Raw genomic sequence first — 24823 nt, 5'->3', positions numbered from 1 at the left:
AAACCGTTCCTTAGTCGAAGAGCGAAGAGACAGAGCTTTCATCTGCCACAGCACTCATGCGCGCGCCAGAAGATTGGCGGTGCTGATCTGACGAATATTGGGCGATTCTTCCATCGCCTCGGTCGCAGGAATGCTGTCGGTGAGTGTCAGCATCTTGAGTGGCGACGCCTTGACGCGATCAACTGCCGTGCCCGTCAGCACACCATGGGTCACGTAAGCCTCGACCCCGGCAGCGCCGTGCTTCATCAGAGCTTCAGCCGCGTTACACAGCGAGCCGCCGCTATCGACGATATCATCGACCAGGATGCAGTAGCGCCCCGCGACATCGCCGATCACATTCATGACCTCGGACACACCGGCGCGCTCGCGACGCTTGTCGATAATGGCCAGATCGGTGTTCAGACGCTGCGCGAGCTGACGGGCACGGACCACACCCCCGACATCCGGCGAGACGATCATGAGGTCTTCATTCGGGTGGCGGGCATTGATGTCACGCTTGAAAAGCGGCGCTGCGTAAAGATTATCGACCGGAATATCGAAAAAACCCTGAATCTGCATGGCGTGCAGATCCATGGTCAGAATACGGTTCGCACCGGCCTCGACCAGCAGATTGGCCACCAGCTTGGCGCTGATGGGCGTACGCGGGCCGGATTTGCGATCCTGCCTTGCATAGCCAAAATACGGCATGACAGCCGTGACACGACGGGCCGATCCGCGACGCAAGGCGTCGAGCATGATCAGCAATTCCATCAGATTGTCATTGGTCGGCGAACATGTGCTCTGAATGACGAAGACATCTTCGCCACGCACATTTTCCTGAATCTCGACGAAGACCTCGGCATCGGCGAAACGCCGCACCGACACCTTGCACAGAGGCAAACGCAGCTCCTGAGCTACGGCACGCGCCAGAGGCAGGTTACTGTTACAGGCGACGATCTTCATCGGGAAACGACTCCGGTCCGGGGCGGCAGCAAACGCGGCCTTCTAACAACGCCGCGCCACGCTGTCATTAATTCATGGCGACCCAGATCAACCGACAGAGCGTTTTTTACAACTCTGTGACTCTCGCCACCCATGTGCTGGGTATCAGCTTTCGAAATGCGATCTGAAGTCTTCATAGTCATTCAACACATGAACGCGGATCGTATCTTTGCGCCCAAGGGGCCGATCTCAGTGGAGAGCTTCAGTCTGCCCGTTTTTAACGGTGACAAGAAACGTGTCGGTGAGCGATACGAAACTAGGGCTGCCATCTGGGCGGGTGTTAGGTATCTGCTCACCCGTTTCGATGTCACCATCTCCATTTTCTCACTCGACACCCCATTCCTTGAAGGAAGGATCGCCGATCGCCTTGAGTGCTTCGCGCGCATCACTGAGCGGGAAACTTCCAACACCTTTTTGGGCGTCGGGATCGGCTTTCTGGAAGTAGATGTTTCTGCTCAGGATCATGACCTTTCGAGAGAGGCCCCTCGCGTCCGACACCGTGAGCGGGTGATCGCCCCGGCACCAGACGGGGCGGCATCGAGCCACGACCAGCTAAGCTTGCGGACACAGCTATCACAAATCACAAAACCTGTTTCTGCGTAGCCGTATTCTCAGGCGGCAATGGCTTATGATCGCGCCCCGAGTAATTGGTAATGATCTGATGCACGCCACCTGCCGCCTCGGAAGCAGCGGCCATAGCCACATCACCCCAGGGCCCATCGAGCGAGTGGGCGTCAATATCATGAAGCTGGGTGGCAGCCCCTGCTTCCTTGCCGTCGGCAGCCACCGTGCGCCATGAAATCTCGATATGCTGGGTTGGGTGGCCGGTCGTGCCAGCGGGGCCATCGCTCAGGGTCACGATCGCCTCGACGCTGTAATCGGCATCCTTGGCGTTGCTCTGCAACTGGTCGTGCTGATCGGGGAAACTCGCAATAAAAGCGCGGGCCAGCGAGACATTCCCGTCACCGGGGGCACCCTTCACGCCCTTAAAATACACCTTGGCGGGGCGACGCTTGAGGCTGTGCGGGTCGGCCTGCATCATTGCAGCCTGAATGCCGGTCAGAACCGAACTGATCTGCGGCGCCGATGCCGCGGCCAGCGAGGAGAGAACGGACTTTTCCCCCTGCGCCCAGACGGAGGCCGGAATGGGTGCCGCATCCCAGTGGCCGCGCGCCTCGCCAGTGGGCATCATCACCACATAATGCGGTGTCACGTCGCTGCCCTGCATGGTGGCAGAAAGCTTGAGCACCAGTCGCCGGGCTTTGCCGGCTGGGCCACGGCGGGAAGCGACTGATCGACAAGCTGGGTTGCGACCTCTCTGGCCCAGAGCGCCGAGGCCGTATTATCGAGCAGCGAATCAGGCGGGGTCGGCACGGCCAGTCGGGGCGGCGGCGTGGTGAGCGCCAGGCGGCGTCCCTCTGGACCAGGATCACCGAAGGGGCGCGGCATTTCCACACACCCGGCCAGCAGGGTCATGGTGCTGAACAGACCGATAACGGTTCTCAAAGGGCGCTTCATGCCTGCGCTCCCGCCCGGATTGCCGAGATCTGATGGCCGATGACACCGCCGCCTGCAAGGGTGCGACGACGATGGCTGAAAAAGCGCCTGACATCAAAGCGCGTATCGAGCCCCATCATGGACACATGGCGCAGCCCGGCACGACGCAGTCTGTGGAGGCAATAACCGGGCATGTCGAAAAGAAAATACCCATCACGCAAGGCAGGCATGAAAAAATGCGCCGCTTCAGGCGAGGCATCGAGAACAGCCTCGCGCATCTCGGGCCCGACTTCATAGCTTTCCTGACGGATACAAGGCCCGACACTGGCCACCACATCTCCGGCACCCAGAGCCGCCATGGCCGAGAGCGTCGCCTCAAGCACGCCGCCGACCGCCCCGCGCCACCCTGCATGGGCCGCCCCCACGACCCGACCATCGGGACTCGCAAACAGAACCGGACCGCAATCGGCGGTGATGACGCCAAGCGCCAGATCGTCCCGATCCGTCACCAGCGCGTCGGCTTTGGGGCCGCGTCCCGTCTGCCAGACCGGCGTCTCGCGCGTCAGGGTCACGACATCGGCTGAGTGGGTCTGCGTCAGGCCAAGCAGAGAAGGTGTTTCCACCCCGAGAAACCGGGCAACGCGGCCGCGGTTTTCAGCAATGTTCTCGGGTCGGTCTGCCGATGCCAAAGAGCAGTTGAGCGAATTGAAGGGGCTGGGCGAGACCCCGCCCAATCGGGTGAAAAAACCATGGCGCAGATAGGCCAGAGAATCGGCCCGGATCACCCAGCCGCGCGGCGCCTGATCAGCCATAAGCCTTTTCTCCCTCGATCGTATGCGGGTGGCGCACGCCGTAGGCCATGAGCCACAGCCCGGCCAGCGCCATCGGGACGCAGAGCACCTGTCCCATGGTCACGCCAAAAGGCAGAAAGCCGATAAACGCGTCGGGTTCACGAAACAGCTCGCAGAAGCTGCGTGCAACGGCATAGCCGAACAGGAACAGACCCGACAGGAAGCCGTAACGCATGCGCACCCAGGGGCGGCTTGCGGCAATCAGCATGACGCTGAGCAGCAAGAGACCCTCGGTCAGCGCCTCGTAAAGCTGCGAGGGATGACGGGCAATCGGCCCACCGGTCGGAAACACCATTGCCCAGGGCAGCCAATCCGGCGCCGGACGCCCCCATAACTCGCCATTGATGAAATTTGCGCAACGCCCGAGCCCGAGCCCGAGCGGCACAACGATGGTGATGCGGTCGGAGAAGGAGAGAAAGCTGAGCCCATTGCGCCAGGTAAACCAGGCAAGCGCCAGAATCACGCCCAACGCGCCACCATGGAACGACATGCCCCCCTGCCAGACCTCGATAATGGACAACGGATGGGTGAGATAAAAGCCCGGCTTGTAGAACAGGATATAGCCAAACCGCCCACCCAGTACGACGCCAAGCATGGCCCAGAAGGCAAAATCATCCACCTGCTCGCGCGTGGCCGCACGAGGTGCCAGACCGCAGAGCCGGATGGCGATTTTCCAGCCGATCAGGATCGAGAGAATATAGGCCAGCGCGTACCAGTGCACGGCCAAAGGCCCCAGATGAACGGCAATCGGATCGAACTGGGGCAGGATGATCGGATGGGAGTGCATGGATAGCTTTACAGATAGGGGTCAGGTGTCGCGAGATAATCGCGCACATAGCGTGTGATGCCATCTTCGAGTGAGGTAAAGGGACGGTCGTAACCGGCTGCGCGCAGGCGTGTCATGTCGGCGCAGGTATAGGACTGATACTGGCCCCGCAGGGATTCGGGCATGTCGATGAACTCAATGCGACGCGGCACACCGGCAGCGTCGCATACGGCATTAGCGAGATCGACATAGGTTCGGGCCTGACCCGTACCGCAATTGAACAGCCCGCTTACCTTGGGATGATCGTAGAGCCAGAGCATGATCTCGATCAGATCGCCCACCCAGATGAAATCACGCGCCTGAGCGCCGTCCTCCAGATCGGGCCGGACGGAGCGGAAAAGCTTGGCAGGCGCACCGCTTTTCACCTCGTCGTATTTCACCTTCACAACGGAGATCATCGACCCCTTGTGATATTCGTTGGGGCCGTAGACGTTGAAAAATTTGAGCCCGGCCCATTGGCGCGGCATTATCCCGCCGGATTCAAGGCGGGCAAGAAGATGCTGGTCGAAAACATGCTTGGACCAGCCATAGAGATTGAGCGGCTTGAGGGATGACAGAGAGCCTGGAGTGTCAGAAAACTGCTCCGGCCGATCGGCCGCCCCATAGGTCGCCGCGGATGACGCATAAAAAAGCGGGACATCACGCACCGCGCACCAATCGAGAAGGGTCTCTGAGAGATCGACATTGGTGCGCCACACTAGATCGCCATCACGCGCCGTGGTGCTGCTGATCGCCCCCATATGGAAGACAGCACGTATATCGGTGGAATTCGACAGAAATGTCTCGAGCGCGTCAGGATCGATCAGCAGGTCGGGCGGATGCTTGGCGAGATTACGCCATTTGCCCTGGTCACGAAGGCGATCAACGACCGCAACGACCTCACCGCGCGCCTTGAGCGCTGCGACCAGGCACGAACCAATAAATCCGGCGCCGCCGGTGACGATCATCATGGAACCTGTATAAGACGCCGCAACGCAACCTCCAAGCCACACCAGCCGGAGAAAAACGCAGCGCGGGCATCCGCATCGGGCCTTGCTGCGTTGCTCTTGGCAGAGGTGAGAGTCAGTCTGGGCACAGCGTGACCCCGGCTGAACGCACGGGGGCCTCATAACCGCCCGGTCGCCAGACCGGACGTCAGGAAAGCAAGGAAACCGCCATGGCAGACCGGCCCCGTTTTTTCGATGATCTCGCAGGCGCCGCCGGAGGCGCGTTTTCAGCCCTGACAGGACTGCGTGAAGAGTTGCACGCCGTGGTGCGTGCGCGCATCGACGAGGTTCTCTCCTCGCTCGATCTGGTGCGGCGCGACGAGCTCGACGTGGCACGCGAACTCGCCACGCGCGCGCGCATGGCACAGGAAGATGCTGATGCCCGCCTCGCTCGCATTGAAGAGCGCCTGGCCGATCTCGAAAAAGCCGTTACCGCACCGACGACCCACTCTTGAAGATCCCGGATGTCTGCGTCCTTGCAACAAAGGCCGGGCATCCGTAACGTTGCCTGATATGACGATTCGCGGCTTGAATTCCGCGGGTTCTCATATCGTTGCAGACATCGTGATGCGCATCGCCTCGCGCGGCGCCTCACCGGCCCAGGGAGTCCCGAATGCCTGCTCTTTCCTTCTCCTCCTCCTCGCATCAGGTTACCAACCCGCTCGACGTCATGGAGCAGATCGTCTGCGGTCATGACTGGGCGTTCGACCGCCGTACCGAATCGGAAATGGCTGCCGAAGCGCCGGGCAAATGGTGCGATTACGGGCTCTATTTTTCATGGTCGCGCGAGATCGCTGCCATGAATTTCACCTGCACTTTCGACCTGCGGGCTCCCGCCAATCGCCGCAAGGCACTGTACGAACTCATCGCGCTCGCCAATGAGCGTCTCTGGATCGGCCATTTCAGCCTCGATCTGGAGACGGGCACGCCGGTTTTCCGGCACTCTGTCCTGCTGCGCGGTGCGACCAGCCTTGCCGCAGAAAGCATGGAAGACATGATCGATATCGCCATTACGGAATGCGAGCGGTTCTACCCCGCCTTCCAGTTCACCCTCTGGAGCGGCAAGACGCCTACCGAAGCCCTTGAAGCAGCCATGCTCGATTGCGTGGGTGAAGCATGAGTCTGCCCTCTCTTCTGCTCGTAGGCTGCGGCAAGATGGGCGGCGCGCTCTGGCAGGGCTGGCTCGATCAGGGTGTCGCCCCTTCCGTCATTCTCGACCGAAGCTGCGCCGCCCCGCCAGCCCCCCATCGTCTCGCGCGTGTCGCCAGCGAGATCCCCACTGATTTCAGACCTGACATCATCATTCTGGCGGTCAAACCCGCCGGTATGGAAGAGGCTCTCGCCTCGCTGCGCCCCTTTCTTGATGGCACCATCATCATCTCGATGCTGGCCGCGCGCACGATCGACAGCCTGAGTGCCGCCTGTGGAGGCGCCAGCACGAAAATCGTGCGCGCCATGCCCAATACTCCGGCGGCAATCGGCAGGGGTGTGACCGGCGTTGTCAGTAATGATCTCGATGAGGCAGGAAGAGCGCTCTGCACAACCCTGCTTTCTGCCGTCGGTGACGTTGCCTGGGTCGATAGCGAGACCCAGCTCGAAGCCCTGACGCCTATTTCGGGCTGCGGGCCGGCCTATGTCTTTCTTCTGGCGGAGCTTCTCGAAAAAGAGGCGCTGCGTGTCGGGCTCCCCCCCCGAAACGGCACGACTCATCGCACGCGGCACGGTCTCGGGCGCAGGCGCCCTGATTGCGGCATCGGACGAGGAAAGCGCGACCCTGCGCAAAAATGTCACGAGCCCCAACGGCGTCACCGCCAAGGCGCTCAACGCGCTGATGGCGCCGCAGGCTTGGCCCGAAGCCATGACGAAAGCCGTCGATCAGGCCATGGCACGCGCGAAAGAGATGGCTTCCTGACAGGAAAACCCGGCCTCTGAACCTGTCATTCGATTGTCATGACGCCCTCATAGGGTATGATCGGGCGCAGAAAGACTAGGGACAGGTTCATGACGGATATCGATCGCGAAGAGTTTGATCTGGCACTTCTGGAGGCAGGCTTTGCTCTTGCCGCTGAAAAGGGCTGGAATCGTTTCTCGCTGGTAGAGGCAGGGCATCGCGCCGGGCTTCCGGTCGATGAGGTTCGTGGTCGTTTTCCGTTTCGTCACAGCCTGCTGCTGCGTCTGGGCCGCCTGGCCGATGAATCAGCCTTTCGCGATGACGGGCTGGGCGGCTCGGTGCGCGAGCGCGTTTTTGATCTCTTCATGCGGCGTTTCGACGTATTCCAGCAATATCGCGAAGGCATTCGCGCCGTGCTTCAGGCTCTGCCCACCGATCCGGGGCTGGCCGTCATTCTGGGCGCTGCGACACTCGATACGATGCGCTGGATGGCCGATCTGGGAGGTGTGGAGCGCAACGGGCTCAGCGGGGCCATGCGTCTGAACGCGCTCGTAGGCGTCTGGGGCTTTGCCCTGCGCGCCTGGGAAAAGGATGAGAGCCCCGATCTCTCACAGACCATGGCGGCCCTCGATCAGGCTCTGGACAAGGCGGAGCGTTTCGGCGTGCTCAAGCCCTCGCCCGACCGCCTGATGGAAGAGGCGACCCGCCATACAGGCATCGCCGATCATTCACTCGAACTCGAAACATAATGGCTTTACGTCTGCCGAGAGGCAGATTAAAAGCCTGTCACGCAATGGGATGTAGCCAAGCGGTAAGGCAGCGGATTTTGATTCCGCCATTCGGAGGTTCGATCCCTCCCATCCCAGCCAGCGCTCTCTTCTGAAAATCTTCGCCTGTTTCGATGCTCGGCGTATTGCCGCGCCTCAGAGCCCTCTTCATCTTTTCCGACTGGAAAGAAGCGAAACGCGAATCTGAGGGATGCCTCGATGAGCCGTGTGAGCGCCTGACGACGACGAACCAGAAAAGCGCAAGATCTGCACAATTTTCTGCGGGGCATTGGAAGCAAATGCAACAGTGCCAGGTGAAGGCGCGAGCGCAAGCTCAACATCTCAGGACAAATGCATAATACAAGGAGGTACCGGCGGGGCGATGGTGGGCACACAAGGGCTCGAACCTTGGACCCGCTGATTAAGAGTCAGCTGCTCTACCAACTGAGCTATGTGCCCATAGCCCCGCTCCGGTGAGGTGGCTTCTAACAAAGGGCGGAACAGGCATCAAGAGGAAAAATGCACTATTCCGCATCCGAAACTATCGGGAAGCTTTCTCGGGCGATAACAGGCGCATGAGGGTGTCGAACTGATCGAGACTGCGGTAGTCCAGACGCAGCGACCCGCCCTTGCCGTTGAACTCGATCTTGACCTTCAGCCCCAGTCTTGTGGCCAGATCACGTTCAAGACGCACCAGCTCGTTGTCGCGCGGGGCCTTGATGGCTTCCTGCTCTGCCTTGGGAGCCTGACGGGCCAGTGCTTCGGTCTGACGCACATTGAGCCGCGTGCGATCACAATATCGGCTGCCGCACAGGGGTCGGGGTGCGCCAACAGCGCACGGGCATGGCCCGCGCTCAGAAGCCCGTCACGCACTTTCTGACGCACAGCTTCAGGCAGGTTCAGCAGACGTAGAATATTGCCGATATGCGGGCGGGATTTACCAACCGCACCGGCCAGTTCCTCCTGCGTCAGGGCGTAATCGGTCAGAAGCCGTTGCAGGCCCTCAGCTTCTTCGATCGCGTTCAGATCGGCGCGTTGAAGATTCTCGACCAGTGCCGCCGCCATGGCATCGGCATCGTCCAGCAGGCGCACATGCACCGGCACCTCATGCAGCCCGGCGCGCTGCGATGCCCGCCAGCGACGTTCACCAGCAATGATCTGATAGCGCCCCTTCTGATCGGGGTCGGGCCGAACCAGAATGGGCTGAAGGACGCCCCGGCTGCGGATCGAATCCGCCAACTCGTTCAGACGCCCCTCATCCATATCCACGCGCGGCTGAAACGGGCCAGGGGCCAGAAGATCAACACCGAGCACGGACGGGTTAGGAACGCTCTCGTGACTGGACGACTGAGCCCGGGGCATGTCGATGGCCTGATCACCGAGAAGGGCCGCGAGGCCGCGCCCGAGGCGCGGAGCCGGTTTCTTGCTCATGAGGAAGCCCCTTCCTTATGGGTGATACCCAAACGCCCGGCAATTTCCTGCGCCAGAGCCAGATAGGCGCCCGCACCGCTGCTGCGCCTGTCGTATTCGAGCACGGAACATCCGTGGCTCTGGGCCTCGGAGATCTTGATATTGCGCGGTATCAGGGTCTCGAGCACCTGCTCGCCGAAGAAATTGCGCGCATCGGCAGCGACGAGTTCAGACAGATTATTGCGCCGGTCGTACATGGTCAGGATGATACCCGCCACATGCAGATCCGCATTGAATGCACGACGCACGCGATCGACCGTCCGCACGATCTGGCTGATCCCCTCAAGGGCAAAGAACTCGCATTGCAGCGGAATCAGCACCGCATCGGACGCCACCAGGGCGTTGAGCGTCAACAGACCCAAGCTTGGCGGGCAATCAATCAGAATGACGTCATAGCGGCCTGACAGGGCCTCAAGCGCCTCGCGAATGCGAAACTCACGCCGCTCGCTGCCAATCAGCTCGATCTCGGCACCGGCCAGATCGGTGTTGGCCACGATGATATCGAGATTGGCGGTCTCGGTCGGGCGGGGCAGCTTTTCAGGCGGTGCCTCCTGCATCAGCGCGGCATAGCTGCCGATCTGGCGGGCGTTATAATCGACGCCAAGACCGGTCGAGGCATTGCCCTGCGGGTCGAGATCGACCAGCAGCACGCGCTGCGTGCTGGCAAGCGCCGCGGCCAGATTGATTGCTGTTGTGGTCTTGCCCACACCCCCCTTCTGGTTGGTGATGGCGAGAATACGGGCCTTCTTGCCCATGTCGTTAGTCGACACGTCTGATATCGCTTATCTCGATGATGGCGCCCCCGGAGGCAGCGCGATTGTCCAGAATTCTATGCTGCATGTGCCAGCACCGTTCGGCTTCGGTCAACTCGTCCGGCAGATTTTTCCCCTTCAAAAACAGGGCTTTTCCTTCCGGCAGAAGAAATGGTGCGCTCCATTCCAGCAATTGTGAGAGCGAGGCCAGAGCCGCGCCGTCACATAGGCAGCAGGCGCAATTTCTGCCTGTTCGATACGCTTGGGAATGACCTGCGCCTTCACACCACAGGCACGCGCCGCCTCACGCAGAAAGGCGCATTTGCGTTGGTCTGACTCGACCATCACCATCTCGGCGTCGCAGGCAATGCCGATCATGATCGCAGGGAAACCGCCCCCAGAACCGAGATCGATCACGCGTGTCCCGCGCTTGATGAAAGGCACGAGCCTAAGCGAATCCTTGATATGCCGCTCCCAGAGATGAGGCATGTCACGCGGGCTCACCAGATTGATGCGCGCGTTCCATTTCTCGAGAATTGCGGCAAAAGCTTCCAGACGCTCTCTGGTTTCACGTGAAACGCCACTCATGCCACAGCCCTCACATGGGCCAAAAGCGCAATCATGGCGGCAGGGGTCACACCCGGTACACGTTGCGCAGCGGCAAAATTGGCTGGCTTCGCCAGAGAAAGGCGCTCCTTCATTTCACTGCTCAACCCGCCGATACGACCGTAATCGAGGTCGCTCGGCAGGGCGATCTGCGCCTCACCTGCAAGCTGTCTGATCTCGCGCTCCTGACGTTGCAGATAACCGCCATAGCGCGCCTCCGTCTCGACATGACGACGCACGCGCAGAGGCAGCGCTGCAAACCAGGGGGCAATACGCTCGACAGCCTCATCTTCGGCCTGACCGGACAGAACATCAAGCAGCGAGCGACGACGCCCGTCCTGCGACACGGTGATGCCCTGTGTCGCCAGTTCCTGCGGGGCATGGAGCGCAGCGCGGGCCTGTTCCATGGCATGGGCGATGGCGCTTTCATCCGCCTCGAGCTTCGCCGCGCGCTCGGCACCGACACAGCCCATTTCCTTGCCAAGTGCGGTAAGGCGCAAATCGGCGTTATCGGCACGCAGACTGAGACGGTATTCAGCGCGGGAGGTGAACATGCGATAGGGCTCGGACACGCCCTGAAGCGTGAGATCGTCAAGCATCACACCGAGATAGGCCTGGTCGCGACCGAGCACGAGCGGGTCGTTCCCCGCCACGAAACGGGCCGCATTCAGCCCGGCCAGGAGCCCCTGCGCCCCGGCTTCTTCATAACCGGTGGTGCCATTGATCTGCCCTGCCAGATAAAGCCCCCGCATTGCCGTCAGGGCGAGGCTCGGCGCCAGCTCGCGAGGATCGACATAGTCATATTCCACGGCATAGCCCGGCGTGACGATGCGCGCCTTTTCCAACCCCGGAATCGAGGCGATCATCAGCGCCTGGATATCGGCAGGCAAACTTGTGGAAATACCGTTGGGATAAACCAGATCGCCACCCGGATTACCCGGCAGCCCCTCAGGCTCGAGGAAGATCTGGTGTCCATCCTTCTCGCCAAAGCGCACAATCTTGTCTTCGATCGAAGGGCAGTAACGTGGCCCCCTTCCCGCTATAGCCCCGCCATAAAGCGCCGAGAGCGCCAGATTATCGCGAATGATTCGATGCGTCTCGGGCGTGGTGCTGGTGATGCGACAAGACAGCTGATCGGTAGTGATCCTGTCGGTCAAACGGCTGAACGGCTCGGGCAAGGCGTCGCCCTTGTCTTCGGCGAGCGACTGCCAATCAATGCTGTCCCGAGCAATACGTGCTGGCGTGCCTGTCTTGAGGCGGCCCATACGCAGGCCCATCGCCTCAAGACGTTCGCCCAGACGCGCTGCCGGGCGCTCGCCGATGCGACCGGCCTTCTCCTGCGTGTGACCGATATGGATGACACCGCGCAAAAAGGTGCCGCTGGTGACGACGACGGCGCCGCATCTGAAAACACGACCATCTTCACACACAACGCCTGTTACGCGACCGTCAGAGGTTTCCAGATCAGCCACCTCACCGGCCATAATCGTCAGATTGGGCGTGTCGGCCAAAAGCGCCTGAATGGCATTGCGATATAAGAACCGGTCGGCCTGAGCACGAGGGCCATGAACTGCAGGCCCCTTGGAACGGTTCAGCAGCTTGAAATGAATACCTGCCCGATCAGCAGCCCGCCCCATGAGGCCATCGAGCGCGTCGATCTCGCGCACCAGATGCCCCTTGCCGATTCCACCGATTGCCGGGTTGCACGACATGGCGCCGATCATCTCGGGCTTTTGCGTCAGCAGCAGCGTACGCGCACCGAACCGTGCCGATGCCGCCGCCGCCTCACTTCCCGCATGTCCGCCGCCTATGACGACAACATCAAACTCGCTCACACAGCCCTCATTTACCAATGCAGAATTGTCCAAATATCACATCGAGCAGAGACTCGACATCAACTTGTCCCGTCAGTCGCCCTAAGGCACGCATCGCCAGACGAAGCGCCTCCCCCCTTACCTCAGGCCAAGGGGCCTCGCGCGCCTGATCGAGATAGAGCAGCGCCTCTTCGATTCCAGCCCGATGACGCGCGCGCGTCAGCGGTGCACCCACACCCGCTGTCAACGTCTTGATCCGCTCGGCCAGTGCCGTTTCGAAAGCCTGCATGCCCTCACCCGTCTGCACGCTCAGACCCAGCGTGCCGTCCAGCGCCGGTTGCAGATCGATCTTGTTGCTCACCAGAAGCGCATCAGGCCGCAACGGCATTTCAGCCTCACCCGCCATGACATGAAGCACGAGATCGGCATGTTCCACGTGAAACATTGCCCGCCTGATACCCTCGGCTTCGATCTCGTCCTCCGTCTCGCGCAGCCCTGCCGTATCGACAAGGCGCAATCGTACCCCATGGAAAAGCCAGTCGATGGCAATGACATCGCGCGTTGTCCCTGCACGGTGGGTCACGATCGCCGCATCATATCCGGCAAGGTGATTGAGCAGGCTCGACTTGCCCACATTGGGTGCACCCGCAATCACGACAGTCAGACCGCGCCGCACAATCTCGCCACGCTTGTCGGCGAGATGCGTTCGCAGCGCCGCACGCAACGCGTCGAGTGTAGAGATCAACATCAGCTCGACCGAGTCCGGCAGGTCTTCATCCGGGAAATCGATCAGTGCCTCCTGATGTGCCAGCAGCGTTTTGAGGCGCTCGCCCCAACCCTCATAAAGGCGGCTCAGCGCCCCATCGGCCTGAGCCAGAGCCTGCTGTCTCTGACTCTCGCTTTCCGCCTCGACCAGATCACCAATTGCTTCTGCCTGAAGCAGATCCAGCCTGCCCGCCTGCACCGCACGACGCGTAAACTCCCCCGCCTCTGCCGGGCGGCGCCGAGCGCCGTCAACGCCAGCGCCACACGATCAATCACCGCAGGCCCGGCATGAAGGTGAAGTTCAAACCCGTCCTCACCCGTATAGGAGCGTGGCCCCGGCAGCCACAGCACCATGGCATCATCAAGATGCTCGCCCTCATGATGGAGCGCCCGCAGGCTGGCATGACGCGATGACGGCAGACGCCCCGAACACAACCCCGCAAGCACCTCTTGAGCGCCGGGTCCACTTGCGCGCATGATAGCGATCGCCGCCCGTCCGGCCCCTGTCGCCAGAGCGAAAATGACTTCGCCCTTGCGCGCTGCCGGGCTTTCCATCGCGTCAACCATGTGAATTCCTTCTATGCCCCAGCTCTCATTGCACTCCCCCATTGGCCCCCTGACCCTCAGCGAGGATGAAGGCGCTATCGTCGCCCTCGATTGGGGATGGGGACGCGACCAGGAAAAGACGCCTCTTCTTACCCGCGCCCAGACCATGCTGGAACGCTATTTCGACGGCGAGCGCGAAAGTTTCGACCTGCCTCTGGCTCCCTGGGGCACCGCCTATCGCAAGGCCGTATGGACGGCCCTGTGTGATGTCCCCTATGGTCAGACCATCAGCTACGCCGAACTCGCCGCCAAGGCCGGGGGCTCCGCCCGTTCGATCGGCGGCGCCATGGCGCATAATCCAATCCCGATCCTGATCCCCTGTCATCGCGTGCTCGGCAAAGGCCATCTCGGCGGCTATTCCAGCGAAGGTGGCCTGGACGACAAGCGTTATCTCCTGCGCCTAGAAGGTGTCGCGCTCTAACGCGACCTCTACGGGGCGCTGCCCCGTCCCCCGGAAGGGGCGCACCCCTTTCATCCCGATTAAGGGTTTCCAAAGGGCGACGGCCCTTTGGCGGGGGATTGGGGCAGAGCCCATGAACCGGCCAACAGCAACAAGCCGCCTCTACGAGGCAAACCCCCATAAAAAAAAACCGCCGGGCACCTATTGGCACCCGGCGGCTTGATCGTCACGAACTGACCCGAAAATCAGTTGTTCATGGCGTCGAAAAAGTCCTGGTTCGTCTTGCTGTATTTCAGCTTGTCGAGCAGGAAGTCCATCGCATCCATCGTGCCCATCGGCGAGAGGATACGACGCAGCACCCACATCTTCGACAGCATGGCGCGATCAACAAGGAGTTCTTCCTTACGCGTACCCGACTTGGTGATGTCGATGGCCGGGAAGGTGCGCTTGTCGGCGAGCTTGCGGTCGAGGATGAGTTCGGAGTTACCCGTACCCTTGAACTCTTCGAAGATCACCTCATCCATGCGGCTGCCGGTATCGATCAGCGCGGTCGCGATAATGGTGAGCGAGCCACCCTCTTCGATGTTGCGCGCAGCGCCGAAGAAGCGCTTGGGGCGCTGCAGAGCGTTGGCGTCGACACCACCGGTCAGCACCTTGCCCGATGAGGGCACAACAGTGTTGTAGGCACGGGCCAGACGGGTGATCGAGTCGAGCAGAATGACGACGTCACGCTTGTGCTCGACCAGACGCTTGGCCTTCTCCAGCACCATTTCAGTCACCTGAACATGGCGGGTCGCGGGCTCGTCAAAGGTGGAAGAGACGACTTCGCCGCGCACGGAGCGGGCCATATCGGTCACTTCTTCGGGGCGCTCATCGATCAGAAGAACGATCAGGAACACGTCGGATGGTTGGCACTGATGGAAGACGCGATGCTCTGCAGCATTACGGTCTTGCCGGTGCGCGGCGGCGCCACGATCAGGGCGCGCTGGCCCATGCCGATAGGGGCCACGAGATCGATCACGCGCGGGGTGTAGTCGCGCTGGTCTTTCCTGCCCTTGCCAGTCGGCTGCGGCTCGGGAGCACCGACCTGCTCCACTTCCATACGCAGGCGACGCTCAGGATAAAGCGGCGTCAGATTGTCGAAATTGATACGCTGACGGACGGAGTCGGGCTCTTCGAAATTGATCGAATTGACCTTGAGCAGCGAGAAATAGCGCTCACCATCGCGCGGCGCACGAATCTGACCCTCGACCGTGTCACCAGGGCGCAGGCCGAAGCGGCGCACCTGGGCGGGAGAGATATAGATATCGTCCGGACCGGGCAGATAATTGGCCTCCGGGGAGCGGAGAAAGCCGAAACCGTCAGACAGGATTTCCAGCGTGCCTTCGCCATAGATGGCCTGATCATTATCCGCCAGGGCCTTGAGAATGGCGAACATGATGTCCTGCTTGCGCATCGAGGACGCGTTCTCGATTTGCAGCTCTTCAGCATAGGCCAGCAAATCGGCAGGTGATTTTTTCTTGAGTTCAGCAAGATGCATGAAAAGCGCCTTAGATGGGCTATAGTCCACTGCCTGGAAGACGGAATCCGTATCCGTGACAGATGATCGATCGCGAAAGAATGCCCCGTCAGATGGGCCGCAGAACGGGCCCGACGATGAGCGAAGACGAAAGGTCTTGAGAAAGGCCGCGATACAATGAAAGCATGCGGCTCTTGCGTCTCAATCTAATGAGAAATAACGCTTTCTGTCAATAGTCCCGATCAACCGCGCCAATCATCATATACTCGCCAGAACTGTTCTCTCCACCGCCCAGACCGGGCAGGAGAAACATCAGAGGCTGGGCTTTCACCTTCTCGCTATAGGCGCCCGAAATCTGGGCGGGGCCGCACATACCACTGAGATGCAATGTGCTGGGTAGCGCGATATCGACACGACAGGGCACGGCGCTGTCGCTACGGTTCGACTCCAGAAGATGGCCCGTGAGCGGCGCGGCCTGAAGCGGGCGGTTATCGGCATCGAGCGCGACGAATTCACCGGCAATCTGCAGTCCGTCAAGATGATAGCCAATCAGCACGCGTGTCGGCTGCCTGCCCTGATAGCCAGGCGCCTGACGGAAGCCGAGAGGGAAATCGCTGGCCCCTTCGAATTTCAGCGGCTCCTGCGCCAGCCTGTCGAGCATCGCCTGAACCTGCTGCGTGGTGAGCTGGGGAGCAGGGCCTGCCAGAGCCTGGGGGGCAATCGAGCAAAAGCGAGAAGGGAAAAAGACAGAGCGAACCGGTTCACGATGAACGATCTCCAAACCATCCCCGGCGCCAGAAAATGAACAAGGGCAACAGCACCGAGAAAGCCATAAGGCCTAACGCATAATAATAGCCGTAGCGCCATTCGAGTTCCGGCATGACCTTGAAATTCATACCGTAAATACCGGCGAGCAGGGTCGGCGTAATGCCGACGAAGCTTACCACGGTCAGTAATTTCATGCCGTCATTCTGGTCGATACTGATAAAACCAAGCGTAGCGTCGAGCAGAAACTGCACCTTGACCGTCATCTGCGCCACATAATCATTCAGCGACGCCACGTCGCGACCCATGATGCGCAGTCGCGTTTGCAACGTGTCGCGAGATTCGAAATACCGGGCATCGCCCAGGAACATACCGATGCGATCGACCCCCAGAAGACTCTCCCTGATCGACGACGTCAGATCGCCGCTCTCGCCGAGCTTTCTGAGCGTCTGGCGCAGCAGATCGGCATTGCGCACGCGCCTGTTAGGCCGCTTGTCAGCGAAGACAGCGCGCGAAATCGTGCCGAGCGTATGACCTGCATTTTCGAGAATATCTGCCAGACGGTTCACGATGGTCTCAAGCAGATGAATGGCGAGTTCGGGCACGTCCGACAGGGCAAAATCGACATCATTGGCCGCCAGATCGCGGCTCATGGTCTCGAAGGCCGTATAGCTCGCATAGCGAAGCGTGATCAGCCAGTTGGGCGAGACAACCATACCAACCGGATAGGCCGTCAACCGACCGTCGATCATGCGCACGAGCGGCGTCGAGAGATAGATAACGTCCCCCTTGCGGTAATGACGGGACGAGCTCTCGATCTCTTCCAGCGCGTCACGGCGTGGCAGACTTAACCCTGTGACAGCTTCCGCCAGCCTGATCTCATCTTCACTCGGTTCGACAAGATCGAGCCAGGAGACGTTCTTCGCATCTTCGGCGGCGACGATCTCATGAACAGGGCGCCCCACAGGATGCGCTAGAAACATCGAACCTTCCTTTCCGGTTCAGGCGGCTTTCCCCTGCGGGTCGGGAATGGACGTTGTGCCGCCCCTCTGGTATCGCAGAAACCCGCTTGCCGTGTCGATCCATGCCTCAAACAGGACAATTCGCATGAGTTCTGAAGTCTCCCCCCGTCTCAACAGCCTGCGCAACGGCCCCGATCAGCGCGGCCGTTTCGGCACGTTCGGCGGCCAATTCGTTGCTGAAACCCTCATGCCTCTGGTGCAGGATCTGGCCGATGCCTATCAGGCAGCCAAGGCCGACCCGAGCTTTCGGCAGGAACTCGATTACTACTTCCGCGACTATGTCGGCCGCCCCAGCCCGCTCTGGCATGCGAAGCGCCTGAGCGAAGAACTCGGCGGCGCGAAGATCTATCTCAAGCGTGAAGAGCTGAACCACACCGGATCGCACAAGCTCAATAACGTCATGGGCCAGATCCTGCTGGCGCGACGCATGGGCAAGACACGAATCGTGGCGGAAACCGGGGCAGGCCAGCACGGCGTGGCCACGGCTACCGTCTGCGCGCTGTTCGGCCTGAAATGTACCGTCTATATGGCGCGGTCGATGTCGAGCGGCAAAAGCCCAATGTGTTTCGCATGCATCTTCTTGGCGCCGAAGTGCACCCCGTCACGGCGGGCTCTGGCACGCTGAAAGACGCCATGAACGAGGCGATGCGCGACTGGGTGGCCAATGTGCATGACACCTATTTCCTGGTCGGCACGGTTGCTGGGCCGCACCCCTATCCAGAGATGGTGCGCGATTTCCAGTCGATCATCGGCATCGAAACGCGCGAGCAGATCATGGAAGTCGAAGGGCGCTTGCCTGACGTTCTGGTGGCAGCGATCGGCGGTGGCTCGAACGCCATGGGGCTGTTCCATCCCTTCCTTGATGATGAACAGGTCAGAATGGTCGGCGTCGAGGCGGCAGGGCACGGGCTGGATAGCGGGCTGACAGCGGCCTCGATCTCGCGTGGGCGCTCGGGCGTGCTGCATGGCAACCGAACCTATCTGCTTCAGGACGAATTCGGCCAGATTGCCGAGGCACACTCGATCAGCGCCGGTCTCGACTACCCGGGCATCGGGCCGGAACATTCCTGGCTGAATGATATCGGACGCGTCGAGTATGTGGGCGTGACCGACAAGGAGGCGCTTGACGCTTTCCAGCTTCTGACCCGCACCGAAGGCATCATCCCCGCGCTCGAATGCGCCCATGGACTGGCCCAGGTGATGAAGATCGCCCCGTCGATGACGCCGGATCAGATCATCGTTCTCAATCTGTCCGGTCGGGGCGACAAGGACATCTTTACGGTCGCCGAGCATCTGGGAGTGTCGCTGTGAGTCGCATCAAGGCCCGTTTCGAATCCCTCAAGGCGGCAGGGCGCGGGGCGCTCATTCCCTATCTGCAAGCCTATGATCCCGATCTCGAAACTTCGCTCGCCCTGCTCAAGGGCATGCCCGCAGCGGGTGCCGATCTGATCGAGATCGGTGTCCCGTTCTCTGACCCTTCGGCAGACGGCCCGACGATTCAGGCGGCTGCCTTACGCGGATTAAAGGCGGGCGCAACGCTTGCTGGCGTACTCTCCATGGTGCGCGACTTCCGCAAGGGCGATAACGAGACCCCGATCATTCTCATGGGCTATGTCAATCCGATCGACAGCTACGGCCCGGCGCGTTTCTGCGCCGATGCCGCAGAGGCCGGGGTCGACGGCCTGATCATCGTCGACCTCCCCAAGGAAGAAAGCGATCTGCTCTCCGCCGACGCGCAGAAGAACGATCTCGACATCATCCAGCTCGTGGCGCCGAACACGCCGGATGAGCGCCTGCCCTATCTGCTCGATACGGCGTCGGGCTTCATCTATTATGTCAGCATTACCGGCATCACCGGTACGCGCACCGCAAGCGGCGACGAACTTGCAGCCGCTCTGCCCCGCCTGCGCGCCGTGAGCCCCCTGCCTGTCGCCATCGGTTTCGGCATTCGCACGCCGGAACAGGCGGCTAAAGCGGCCTCGGTCGGCGATGCCGCCGTAGTGGCCTCCGCCCTGATTGCGACGCTGGCCACCACACTTGAAGACGGCAAGCCCACTGATGCCACGGTGCCTGCCGTGCTGGACCAGCTTGCTGCCATCGCCAAGGCAGTACGCGCATAATAAAATAGGGGGGGCGTTGACCGCCCCCCTTTAACAAACGCCAACTGGCAAAAACCTCAGCCTGCTCGCCCAGTTACTTGCCGGCCTTCTTGAGAGAGAGGCCAAAAGCCAGCGCCGAAATTCCGCCGAAAATCAGTTCGATGGCAATAAACGTGCCGATCAGCCACAGCCCCGACCAGGGCAGTGTCACGAAAATCAGCACGCCTGTCAGAAGGGCCACGACGGCACTGAGCAGCAATGTCCACCAATTGGCCACGTAGCGATGCCCGGCCGCCCAGAGCCCGCGCATGATGCCAGACGCCATGAGACAGCCCGCCAGAAAGGCCGTGATGAAGACAGAGCCTGTAGCGGGCTCCTGAATCAGCAGAATGCCGCCCAGAACATAAAGAAACCCCATCAATGCCGTGATCCAGAACCGCGATCCCTCGACGGCACGATGGGCGAAGCTCTGGGCGAGATAGGCCACGCCCGAGAAGATCAGTAAGAAACCAATCACCATGATGCTTGCCAGCGTCGTGAAGACCGTATCGACAAAAGCGATACCTCCCAAAACGAGCAGCACCACACCCATGCCGATAAACCAGTTGGGCTTGAGTTGCGGATTGATCGGGGGAAGACCGGGAAAATCACGAAGGCCAGCCATGTTGTCGTATTCCTTTCTTTCGGATCTCTACGCATCAATGTCGCATCGGGGCGCATCCGCCCGTCGTGAACAATATGTTATCATGCCTGTCGCTCCCGGCGATGTTTCACGTGAAACGCTTGAACGGTCAGAGAAAAATGATCGACTATCGGGCGGTCGAGATGCCCCCGACCAGCATTCAGATCAATAGCACCCGATCCGGGCGCCAGGAGAGTCGGCACGGCGATTGTCACACTTGCATCATGACAGTATTGAACAGGGCATGAGTGCAGATCTCTTCCGAAACCGGCTCACCGGATTGCTGTCACGACGGGGCCATTCTTCAGACAAGCCCCCCATACGCAGCCAGTCGCGCCCTGTTCTTGAAGAGAGCATGCATAAGGCATCGCCCGGACGCATCGACAGAACGATCGAAGCTCTCTGCGCCAGCCTGCGTCTCGCTGGCGTCGTGGTCTGGGTGCCGCTCTCAGTCGGGTTCGAAGCCCTTCTTCTGCCTGTCCCCGGCGTGGTGAAAATACGCTGGACGCGCGTGATCTGGGGCGTGCTGTGCAAGCTGCTCGATCTCGATATCAAGATGATCGGCGAGCCAGTCGGTACGGTCGGCGGACAGAAAGGCCGCAACCGTGGTGAGCGGCCGGTCATCTACGTGGCCAATCACTCCTCCTGGCTCGATATCCCGGTTCTGGGCACCAAGATCTATTCCGTCTTCGTTGCCAAGGGCGATATCGAACGCTGGCCGATCATGGGGTTGGTCTCCAAGATCGGGCGCACGATTTTCGTCAGTCGCAACAGGAGCACGACCGGGCGCGAGCGCGACGAGATGATCACCCGCCTGGCTACAGGCGATAATCTCATTCTCTTCCCCGAAGGCACCTCGTCTGACGGGTCGCGCGTGCTGCCCTTCATGTCGACTTTTTTCGCGATCGCGAAATTGCCGCGCCTGCCGAAAAACGCTCCGCCAATCGACATGCCGTCCTATCCGCCGGGGCTCACCCCGCTCATTCAGCCCATTTCCCTTGTCTACGACCGACTGGAAGGGCTGCCGGTCAATCGCTCGAAGCGCGCCATTTTTGCCTGGTATGGCGACATGGATCTCGGGCCGCATGTCTGGCAATTTCTCAAGAAGCGCAACAAGCGCGCCACCATCCTGATGCATCCCCCGCTGGCACCAGAAGATTTCCCCAGCCGAAAGGCGCTGGCCAATGCGGCCTGGGCTTGCGTTGCTCATGGTGCTGCCGCGCTCAGGCAGAATGACGACACCGTTCAGGGCTGGTTTCCCGACCAGCGCCCGGAGCCGAACCAGGCCGCCAAGGCTTCAGAGGCGTGCGATCAGAAATCGATTTCAGTCGTCGCATGATAGGTGCGGGGCAATCCCGCGACCGCTGAATTCACCGCATTCGCCGCCCCGTTGATCGAACTGGGATAGACCGACGCCCAATAGCGCTTATCCGTCACATTCGTCACGCCGAAGCGCACCACAACCGGCACGCGATACAGATGAAAGCCATAACGGGCACCAAGATCGAGTGTCGTGAAGCCTGCGGCAAACTGTCGATTTTCAACATCGGCAGCCCTTCGCCCCATGACATGCACGCTGGCATTGACTGCGCCACCTTGCATCCATGACGGGTGATAGTCGAGCAGCGCGCTGGCCTGGACCGGCGCCACACCGACAACCTGCTTGTGCGCCGTCAGGCTCTGGCCTGTCGCGCCCGTCTGGGCATCCAGCCAGGTGACACCGCCGAACATACTGAGCGCCCTGCTCAGTTTTCCAGCGATCTGTCCTTCAACACCGTAATTGCGCTGCTGCCCCGCCTCTCGATAGGTGCCTGTCGTCGGTCGGTAAAGGCAAAGCCACGGGTCATGCGAAACCCGGCGGCACTCAGCATCAGATCCGGCAAGGGGCGGTATTTCACACCCACCTCGTATTCTTCCGAACGCAAGGGCGAGAGAACCTCATTGGCATTTGCGCTTGAAGCCGGCGCAACAGGTCCGGCCTGAATGGCACGCCCCCATGTCGCATAGAGACTGGTGCGACTATCCGGCCGATAGATGAGGCTGGTCATGGGGGTAAATTCCGGCCCGACACTGTAACGTGCGGTTGTGACTCCCTGGGTGTTGCCACTGGTGGTGTCGAGCCAGCTCCAGGCGAGCGTACCCATGATCGACCAGCGACGCGTCAAGGCAATCGTATCGCCCGCCAGAAAAGACTGTGACATGATCGAGGCCGATTGGTATCGCCCCGAGAAATAAGGCTGCGTTCCCGCAAACACGACCGGTACGCCGATACGGGCTGTGCCGAGCACTGCACTCTCCCCTTTGGTAGGTTGAACGTGCCCATGCTGTACCCGTTCGACCCGATCAGGATCTGATGGGCGAACGGCCCCGTGTGGAATTTGCCATTCACATAAGCCAGATTCGACCACACGCTGAAATCATTGGCGGTCGTGGCCGCCGCAATGCTGGTTCGGTAATGCCCGACGGAATCGATGAGCGTATTGGTCACCGAAAACACATTGCGCCATGCATCCTGATACAGCCCACCCAGCGTGACCGACCAGTCGTCATTGAAACGATGAACAAGCTTGGCGAGCGCCGTATCGGTCGAGGCATTATACCCCGCAAAATCCTGCCCATAGCCTCTGCGCGACAGATCGGGCGCTGCAGGCAGGGCGAGACCCGTTGCGTAAGAGAACCCTCCCGCATAGCCACGCTGGGCGTAGCTGTACTGGCTGGCATCGATCTGGAGCGTCGTTCTGGAGTCGAGCCTGAAATCGAACGCACCGGCAATCAGACCACGACGCAGATGCGTACCCGGCGCGTAGGTGCCTCCGGACTGGTTGAGCATGGTGACCCGATAGCCGAACCATTTATTCCGTCCTGCGCGACCGGACGCATCGAGCGACTCGAATGGCGCGCTGGTCGAATCCACGCCGAAGGCCAGATGCTCGCGCTGGCGGTCGGTCGGTCGGTTGAGCGTGTAATCGAAAGTGCCTGCCGGATTCTGCGGTCCGTAAAGCGCGCCTGAAAGGCCGTTGAGAACCTGAAGCGAGTCGAACTGCTCGGCTGCGTAAGGCGTGGTGATGACCATGTTCAGCCCGTCGAGGCGGGAATTTGAGATGACATCCGCCTCGAACCCGCGGGATTGCGGTCGGCTCGTATTGGGGTCGCCACGCATCTCGAGTTGCACCGATGGCAGATACTGCGCCAGATCATTGGCATTGCGCGATTGCTGATTGACGATCACATCCCTCGGCACGGTCATGATGGAAAACGGCGTATCGAGCAGGTCGCGCGTACCGAGCGGGCCGAGCGCCGCTTCCCTCCGACCATACTCTGCTGTCATTCCCGCAGCCTGACGCCCCTGCACCGTGATACGCTCATCAAGTGTCCGGCTGTGGCTTCTGGTTGCTGATCGCGCCTGATCTTTCCCCGTTGGAACAGATGGCTGCCCCAGAGACCCTCCCTGGAGCGGCTTCGTCTGCACCGGTTCTGCACAGGCAGGACCGGACCCTATCGCCGTGATGGATGCGGAAAAGAGCAGAAGACTGCGCCCACGGACGCCGGGGAAAGATAGCCGAGCCATAACTCGTTTCCACATCAAAATAAGGGTGATGTCACGTTAAGCCTGCGGCTCGCGATGCATTTTGTCCACGCCGGTTGCATCAAGGCCTCATTACCCTCTCGCCTTGCCCCGCTAAACCGATCTGCGCAAGTCACAGCCATGGCACGGACGCATGACATTCATGTATAGGGTGCCAGACGCCCCCTTTTCGGCGAGACCGACATAGGGCAACCTGATTTTCTTGGTCTCCTGTGCCAAGAAGACAGAGCCGTCGATCATTCTGCTCTGTCTGACACCCAAGAAGGACAAGAACGCTCCCATGGTTTCGAGGACAATGCGCATGACCCGTCGTTTTCTGCGCCCCGCGCTGACTGCCCTTCTCCTGTCGGCTCCCGCCCTGACAGTCACGGCACCTTACGCTGCCGCACAGGCCGTGATCACGGGTAATCAGAAGATGGTCGCGACCGTCGAGAGCGTCGATCATGACACCCGCACCGTCCTGCTTCGCGACAAGAACGGCGGATTGCTGAACGTCACAATCCCCAAAGGCGCCAAAGATCTGCCAAAGCTCGAAGCGGGCGACCGCATCAGCGTGCAGTTCTTCCAGACCATGGCAGCGGATATCGCGCGCCCCGACACACCCCTGCCTGAATCGACGGTCTCTTCCGCCAAGGGTTACGCCCGACGCCATCCGCATGGGACGCTCATCTCGTTCCAGCGTCAGCGCGTGCGTATTCTCGCCGTCGATGCCGCCGCCCATAAGGTGACGTTCATCGACCACGCCGATATCACCCGCACGGTGACCATCGACCAGAAAGCCCTGTTCCCGCTCCTCGCCTCACTGAAAATGGGCGACGAAGTCGATGTGACCACCATGGATGCCGTCTCGTTCTCGGTACTCAACCGCACCGTCAACGGCGCCGTCTCCGTGACCGAAGATCAGGGCAACCAGACCAAGCCTTCAGGCAAGTAAGGGT

21 protein-coding genes, 2 tRNA genes and 7 pseudogenes are annotated in these 24823 nt (G+C 60.6%); 10 read left to right on the top strand and 20 right to left on the bottom strand.

Annotated elements, in window-relative coordinates; genetic code table 11:
- Positions 1 to 10: 10 nt before the first annotated feature.
- From JCM25414_RS17845 to rfaD, 7 genes and pseudogenes are all read right to left on the bottom strand, one after another.
- Positions 11 to 942 (bottom strand): annotated as a pseudogene (locus JCM25414_RS17845) (ribose-phosphate pyrophosphokinase).
- Between the two features lie 363 nt (positions 943 to 1305).
- The gene (locus JCM25414_RS22905) at positions 1306 to 1527 is read right to left on the bottom strand and encodes a hypothetical protein (RefSeq protein ID WP_148300974.1); all 222 of its coding nucleotides are present in this window, start codon (positions 1525 to 1527) and stop codon (positions 1306 to 1308) included.
- Between the two features lie 34 nt (positions 1528 to 1561).
- Entirely contained in the window at positions 1562 to 2230 is a 669-nt protein-coding gene (locus tag JCM25414_RS17840) for a hypothetical protein (protein WP_242403402.1), read from the bottom strand.
- Positions 2191 to 2499 (bottom strand): hypothetical protein, encoded by a 309-nt coding sequence (locus JCM25414_RS24695; RefSeq protein WP_242403401.1) that lies wholly within the window; start codon positions 2497 to 2499, stop codon positions 2191 to 2193. Before JCM25414_RS24695 ends, JCM25414_RS17840 begins: the two co-directional genes overlap by 40 nt.
- Positions 2496 to 3290: a peptidoglycan editing factor PgeF gene (gene pgeF, locus JCM25414_RS06445; protein ID WP_025841095.1), complete on the bottom strand. Its 795-nt coding sequence runs from the start codon at positions 3288 to 3290 to the stop codon at positions 2496 to 2498. Before pgeF ends, JCM25414_RS24695 begins: the two co-directional genes overlap by 4 nt.
- The gene (gene lgt / locus JCM25414_RS06440; RefSeq protein ID WP_035442756.1) at positions 3283 to 4116 is read right to left on the bottom strand and encodes a prolipoprotein diacylglyceryl transferase; all 834 of its coding nucleotides are present in this window, start codon (positions 4114 to 4116) and stop codon (positions 3283 to 3285) included. Before lgt ends, pgeF begins: the two co-directional genes overlap by 8 nt.
- Positions 4117 to 4124: 8 nt before the next feature.
- A complete protein-coding gene (gene rfaD, locus JCM25414_RS06435) occupies positions 4125 to 5105 on the bottom strand; it encodes an ADP-glyceromanno-heptose 6-epimerase (RefSeq protein ID WP_025841093.1) in 981 nt (326 codons plus the stop codon).
- Positions 5106 to 5311: 206 nt separating this feature from the next.
- Here rfaD and JCM25414_RS06430 point away from each other — a divergent pair, with 206 nt between their 5' ends.
- The 5 genes and pseudogenes from JCM25414_RS06430 (at position 5312) to JCM25414_RS06410 (ending at position 7901) form a co-directional block, all read left to right on the top strand.
- Positions 5312 to 5596 carry an accessory factor UbiK family protein gene (locus tag JCM25414_RS06430; protein WP_025841092.1) on the top strand — a complete coding sequence of 95 codons (285 nt, stop codon included), beginning with the start codon at positions 5312 to 5314 and terminating at the stop codon, positions 5594 to 5596.
- A 158-nt stretch (positions 5597 to 5754) separates the two neighbouring features.
- Complete coding sequence (locus tag JCM25414_RS06425; RefSeq protein WP_025841091.1) at positions 5755 to 6261, top strand: type III secretion system chaperone family protein; 507 nt, start codon at positions 5755 to 5757, stop codon at positions 6259 to 6261.
- A pseudogene (gene proC / locus JCM25414_RS17835) lies at positions 6258 to 7053 on the top strand (pyrroline-5-carboxylate reductase). The gene JCM25414_RS06425 and the pseudogene proC overlap by 4 nt, the downstream one beginning before the upstream one ends.
- Before the next feature lie 98 nt (positions 7054 to 7151).
- On the top strand, positions 7152 to 7781 hold the full coding sequence (locus JCM25414_RS06415; RefSeq protein WP_025841090.1) for a TetR family transcriptional regulator: 630 nt from the start codon (positions 7152 to 7154) through the stop codon (positions 7779 to 7781).
- A gap of 45 nt (positions 7782 to 7826) precedes the next feature.
- Positions 7827 to 7901: transfer RNA gene (locus JCM25414_RS06410), tRNA-Gln, on the top strand.
- A gap of 281 nt (positions 7902 to 8182) precedes the next feature.
- Here JCM25414_RS06410 and JCM25414_RS06400 read toward each other — a convergent pair.
- From JCM25414_RS06400 to mnmE, 6 genes and pseudogenes are all read right to left on the bottom strand, one after another.
- Positions 8183 to 8258, bottom strand: a tRNA-Lys gene (locus JCM25414_RS06400).
- Between the two features lie 82 nt (positions 8259 to 8340).
- Positions 8341 to 9230, bottom strand: a pseudogene (locus JCM25414_RS17830) (ParB/RepB/Spo0J family partition protein).
- On the bottom strand, positions 9227 to 10024 hold the full coding sequence (locus JCM25414_RS06390) for a ParA family protein (protein ID WP_035442754.1): 798 nt from the start codon (positions 10022 to 10024) through the stop codon (positions 9227 to 9229). The pseudogene JCM25414_RS17830 and the gene JCM25414_RS06390 overlap by 4 nt, the downstream one beginning before the upstream one ends.
- 4 nt (positions 10025 to 10028) lie before the next feature.
- Positions 10029 to 10609: pseudogene (gene rsmG / locus JCM25414_RS17825) on the bottom strand (16S rRNA (guanine(527)-N(7))-methyltransferase RsmG).
- Positions 10606 to 12462 (bottom strand): tRNA uridine-5-carboxymethylaminomethyl(34) synthesis enzyme MnmG, encoded by a 1857-nt coding sequence (mnmG, locus tag JCM25414_RS06380; protein WP_025841087.1) that lies wholly within the window; start codon positions 12460 to 12462, stop codon positions 10606 to 10608. The pseudogene rsmG and the gene mnmG overlap by 4 nt, the downstream one beginning before the upstream one ends.
- Before the next feature lie 7 nt (positions 12463 to 12469).
- A pseudogene (gene mnmE / locus JCM25414_RS17820) lies at positions 12470 to 13761 on the bottom strand (tRNA uridine-5-carboxymethylaminomethyl(34) synthesis GTPase MnmE).
- A gap of 25 nt (positions 13762 to 13786) precedes the next feature.
- Between mnmE and JCM25414_RS06370 the strand changes: the two are divergent.
- Positions 13787 to 14233 (top strand): methylated-DNA--[protein]-cysteine S-methyltransferase, encoded by a 447-nt coding sequence (locus JCM25414_RS06370; RefSeq protein WP_025841086.1) that lies wholly within the window; start codon positions 13787 to 13789, stop codon positions 14231 to 14233.
- 224 nt (positions 14234 to 14457) lie between these two features.
- Here the strand turns inward: JCM25414_RS06370 and rho are convergent.
- The 3 genes and pseudogenes from rho to JCM25414_RS06355 form a co-directional block, all read right to left on the bottom strand.
- A pseudogene (rho, locus tag JCM25414_RS17815) lies at positions 14458 to 15752 on the bottom strand (transcription termination factor Rho).
- Between the two features lie 208 nt (positions 15753 to 15960).
- Positions 15961 to 16512, bottom strand: a complete 552-nt coding sequence (locus JCM25414_RS06360) for a hypothetical protein (RefSeq protein ID WP_025841085.1) — start codon at positions 16510 to 16512, stop codon at positions 15961 to 15963.
- Positions 16493 to 17479: a magnesium transporter CorA family protein gene (locus tag JCM25414_RS06355; protein WP_025841084.1), complete on the bottom strand. Its 987-nt coding sequence runs from the start codon at positions 17477 to 17479 to the stop codon at positions 16493 to 16495. Before JCM25414_RS06355 ends, JCM25414_RS06360 begins: the two co-directional genes overlap by 20 nt.
- Before the next feature lie 124 nt (positions 17480 to 17603).
- On the opposite strand from JCM25414_RS06355, the pseudogene trpB reads away from it, so the two are divergent.
- Together trpB and trpA are read left to right on the top strand one after the other, a co-directional pair.
- Positions 17604 to 18829 (top strand): annotated as a pseudogene (gene trpB, locus JCM25414_RS17810) (tryptophan synthase subunit beta).
- The gene (trpA, locus tag JCM25414_RS06345; RefSeq protein ID WP_025841083.1) at positions 18826 to 19638 is read left to right on the top strand and encodes a tryptophan synthase subunit alpha; all 813 of its coding nucleotides are present in this window, start codon (positions 18826 to 18828) and stop codon (positions 19636 to 19638) included. Before trpB ends, trpA begins: the two are co-directional and overlap by 4 nt.
- 73 nt (positions 19639 to 19711) lie before the next feature.
- Here trpA and JCM25414_RS06340 read toward each other — a convergent pair whose 3' ends face one another.
- On the bottom strand, positions 19712 to 20281 hold the full coding sequence (locus JCM25414_RS06340) for an HdeD family acid-resistance protein (RefSeq protein WP_025841082.1): 570 nt from the start codon (positions 20279 to 20281) through the stop codon (positions 19712 to 19714).
- Between the two features lie 301 nt (positions 20282 to 20582).
- On the opposite strand from JCM25414_RS06340, the gene JCM25414_RS17805 reads away from it, so the two are divergent.
- Positions 20583 to 21638, top strand: a complete 1056-nt coding sequence (locus JCM25414_RS17805; RefSeq protein ID WP_408734874.1) for a lysophospholipid acyltransferase family protein — start codon at positions 20583 to 20585, stop codon at positions 21636 to 21638.
- Here JCM25414_RS17805 and JCM25414_RS25865 read toward each other — a convergent pair.
- Genes JCM25414_RS25865 through JCM25414_RS24685 form a run of 3 tightly spaced genes read right to left on the bottom strand, consistent with a single transcriptional unit; the run spans position 21611 to position 23627 of the window.
- On the bottom strand, positions 21611 to 22060 hold the full coding sequence (locus JCM25414_RS25865) for a TonB-dependent receptor domain-containing protein (RefSeq protein WP_277911079.1): 450 nt from the start codon (positions 22058 to 22060) through the stop codon (positions 21611 to 21613). The two genes, JCM25414_RS17805 and JCM25414_RS25865, sit on opposite strands and share 28 nt — an antisense overlap.
- Complete coding sequence (locus tag JCM25414_RS25860) at positions 22045 to 22500, bottom strand: TonB-dependent receptor domain-containing protein (protein WP_051535723.1); 456 nt, start codon at positions 22498 to 22500, stop codon at positions 22045 to 22047. Before JCM25414_RS25860 ends, JCM25414_RS25865 begins: the two co-directional genes overlap by 16 nt.
- The gene (locus JCM25414_RS24685; protein WP_242403399.1) at positions 22461 to 23627 is read right to left on the bottom strand and encodes a TonB-dependent siderophore receptor; all 1167 of its coding nucleotides are present in this window, start codon (positions 23625 to 23627) and stop codon (positions 22461 to 22463) included. The genes JCM25414_RS25860 and JCM25414_RS24685 overlap by 40 nt, the downstream gene beginning before the upstream one ends.
- A 559-nt stretch (positions 23628 to 24186) precedes the next feature.
- Here JCM25414_RS24685 and JCM25414_RS06320 point away from each other — a divergent pair.
- The gene (locus tag JCM25414_RS06320; RefSeq protein WP_025841079.1) at positions 24187 to 24819 is read left to right on the top strand and encodes a hypothetical protein; all 633 of its coding nucleotides are present in this window, start codon (positions 24187 to 24189) and stop codon (positions 24817 to 24819) included.
- Positions 24820 to 24823 lie beyond the last annotated feature (4 nt).

The organism is Asaia platycodi JCM 25414 (assembly GCF_000614545.1).
GTDB lineage: Bacteria > Pseudomonadota > Alphaproteobacteria > Acetobacterales > Acetobacteraceae > Asaia > Asaia platycodi.
Note: the sequence above shows the minus strand (reverse complement) of the source record. Positions and strands in the feature narration are given on the sequence as shown.

Coding starts and splice junctions, on each gene's coding strand:
- JCM25414_RS24695 (WP_242403401.1), bottom strand. CDS start 2,499: ATGAAGCGCCCTTTGAGAACCGTTATCGGTCTGTTCAGCACCATGACC.
- pgeF (WP_025841095.1), bottom strand. CDS start 3,290: ATGGCTGATCAGGCGCCGCGCGGCTGGGTGATCCGGGCCGATTCTCTG.
- lgt (WP_035442756.1), bottom strand. CDS start 4,116: ATGCACTCCCATCCGATCATCCTGCCCCAGTTCGATCCGATTGCCGTT.
- rfaD (WP_025841093.1), bottom strand. CDS start 5,105: ATGATGATCGTCACCGGCGGCGCCGGATTTATTGGTTCGTGCCTGGTC.
- JCM25414_RS06430 (WP_025841092.1), top strand. CDS start 5,312: ATGGCAGACCGGCCCCGTTTTTTCGATGATCTCGCAGGCGCCGCCGGA.
- JCM25414_RS06425 (WP_025841091.1), top strand. CDS start 5,755: ATGCCTGCTCTTTCCTTCTCCTCCTCCTCGCATCAGGTTACCAACCCG.
- JCM25414_RS06390 (WP_035442754.1), bottom strand. CDS start 10,024: ATGGGCAAGAAGGCCCGTATTCTCGCCATCACCAACCAGAAGGGGGGT.
- JCM25414_RS06370 (WP_025841086.1), top strand. CDS start 13,787: ATGCCCCAGCTCTCATTGCACTCCCCCATTGGCCCCCTGACCCTCAGC.
- JCM25414_RS06355 (WP_025841084.1), bottom strand. CDS start 17,479: ATGTTTCTAGCGCATCCTGTGGGGCGCCCTGTTCATGAGATCGTCGCC.
- JCM25414_RS06340 (WP_025841082.1), bottom strand. CDS start 20,281: ATGGCTGGCCTTCGTGATTTTCCCGGTCTTCCCCCGATCAATCCGCAA.
- JCM25414_RS25860 (WP_051535723.1), bottom strand. CDS start 22,500: ATGTCACAGTCTTTTCTGGCGGGCGATACGATTGCCTTGACGCGTCGC.
- JCM25414_RS24685 (WP_242403399.1), bottom strand. CDS start 23,627: ATGACAGCAGAGTATGGTCGGAGGGAAGCGGCGCTCGGCCCGCTCGGT.
- JCM25414_RS06320 (WP_025841079.1), top strand. CDS start 24,187: ATGACCCGTCGTTTTCTGCGCCCCGCGCTGACTGCCCTTCTCCTGTCG.